This window comes from Haloferax sp. s1 (assembly GCF_058382125.1).
The window spans coordinates 1-1504 of sequence record NZ_JBZRPK010000159.1 but is presented as its reverse complement, the minus strand read 5'-3'; the positions used below and the strand labels follow the sequence as shown (position 1 = coordinate 1504).

Genomic DNA, 1504 nt, shown 5'->3' with positions numbered 1-1504 from the left:
TGGCGCTTCGATCGCCACCCGAATACACACTCCCCCGAGATCCATTTCCACCCGCCGCCCGAGGCCACGACGACGGACGCCGAACCGTCCTGTATCGACGTGACCGAGGTGTCACTCGTGACGCGTGCCGTCCATGCAATGTGGCGAACAGCGTACGAGGATGATGCACTGGATCGGCTGAATAGTGCGTCAAACCCACCATAAGGATGGATGTAACCGAGGACGCAGTCTGGGACATCTGCACGGACGCAGTCTTCGAACGCGGCGAACGATACCGTGAGGAGGGCCGTATCCACGGGATTCACCGCATCGACACCACTGTAACCGCAGTCGTGAGCGGCAGCCGTCAGTACGATGTCCGTGTTGACCTCGCCACCAACGGGTTTGCCCCGTGGTGCGACTGTCCGTACGACGGGCCGGGAGCATGCAAGCACGTCGTCGCCGTGTTGCTTCGGTGTGTCGACGACCCACCTGCAGACGAAGGCGATCGACTCGACGCCACACTTGACGGTGCCGACGCCGACCAACTCCGCACGTTCCTGCGTGACGAACTCGCGACCAATACGGATCTCCGTGATCGGTTTCTCGCCCGCGTTGGCGAGCCGACGAGCCAGTCGGTCGACCAGCATCGCACCGCGATCGACCGGCGGTTCGAAGAAACGAACCCTGAGTCCCCCATCGTCTTCGAGCCCATCGACTTCACGCAGTGGTTCGATCTCGCGAGCGAGTACCGCGAGCAGGAGCGGGACGCGTCGGCGGCGACCGTCTACCGGGCACTCGTTGAGTCGCTCGACGACAACATGGAGCGCGTCGACGGCGCGTACGACCACTTCTCGCGTGCGTTCAGTCGGGCACTCGACGGGTATGTCGACTGTGTCACGACCGCAGAACGGGACGCTGATGCAATCACTGACGCCGTCGCATTCCTCGACGAGCGGGCGACATCGGGAACGCCGCTCCTCGCGGAACATTTCGAGAAGGCCGCGGTCGAGCTTCGAGAGAAGCTGGGCGAGCAGTCCGACGAATAGCTGTGTCGCCCTATGACGCCCGCAGGTTCGACGACCGCGAAAATTAGTTTGTGTCGCGGTCAGCCACATCGATCATCTGTTCGCGGGGGGCTTCGACATCCGAGTAGAGCGCCAACGCGTGCTTGATGAGTCGGCGGTCTTCCTGGTACTCCTCCCAACGTCCAATAACGTCGCGGCGTTCGCGAAGCTCGCCACTTGCGAGGTCGCCGTCGGCGAGCGACTGTTCGAAATCCTCCCATGTCTCGACGTCGTAGGTCGCCTGCCACTCCTCGATCTCCTCGGCTATCGCGACCAATTCGTTCCGCAACTCCTCGCGCGTGTTCTCCTCGATGAGCGTGCAGATTTCCTCGAAGAGCAGTCGCGTGTAGTCCGGCTGGTAGCGCATCGTCTCGCCGGCCTCGACGCGGCGCAGCTGGCCCTGGTCGACGAGCGCCTGGTGCTCCTCGTTGGTCGTGCTCCAGGCGGCGCGGCCTGCT

The 1504-nt window shown here is 63.3% G+C and carries 2 protein-coding genes and 1 pseudogene; 2 read left to right on the top strand and 1 reads right to left on the bottom strand.

Features of this window, described 5'->3' with window-relative positions:
- Together QT222_RS01230 and QT222_RS01225 are read left to right on the top strand one after the other, a co-directional pair.
- A pseudogene (locus QT222_RS01230) lies at positions 1-204 on the top strand (hypothetical protein); the annotation flags it as partial.
- Between the two features lie 2 nt (positions 205-206).
- Positions 207-1028 carry an SWIM zinc finger family protein gene (locus tag QT222_RS01225; protein ID WP_491476041.1) on the top strand — a complete coding sequence of 274 codons (822 nt, stop codon included), beginning with the start codon at positions 207-209 and terminating at the stop codon, positions 1026-1028.
- Between the two features lie 43 nt (positions 1029-1071).
- Here QT222_RS01225 and QT222_RS01220 read toward each other — a convergent pair.
- A partial coding sequence (locus tag QT222_RS01220; protein WP_491476040.1) for a DUF7342 family protein occupies positions 1072-1504 on the bottom strand: 433 nt, incomplete at its 5' end.

Coding starts and splice junctions, on each gene's coding strand:
- QT222_RS01225 (WP_491476041.1), top strand. CDS start 207: ATGGATGTAACCGAGGACGCAGTCTGGGACATCTGCACGGACGCAGTC.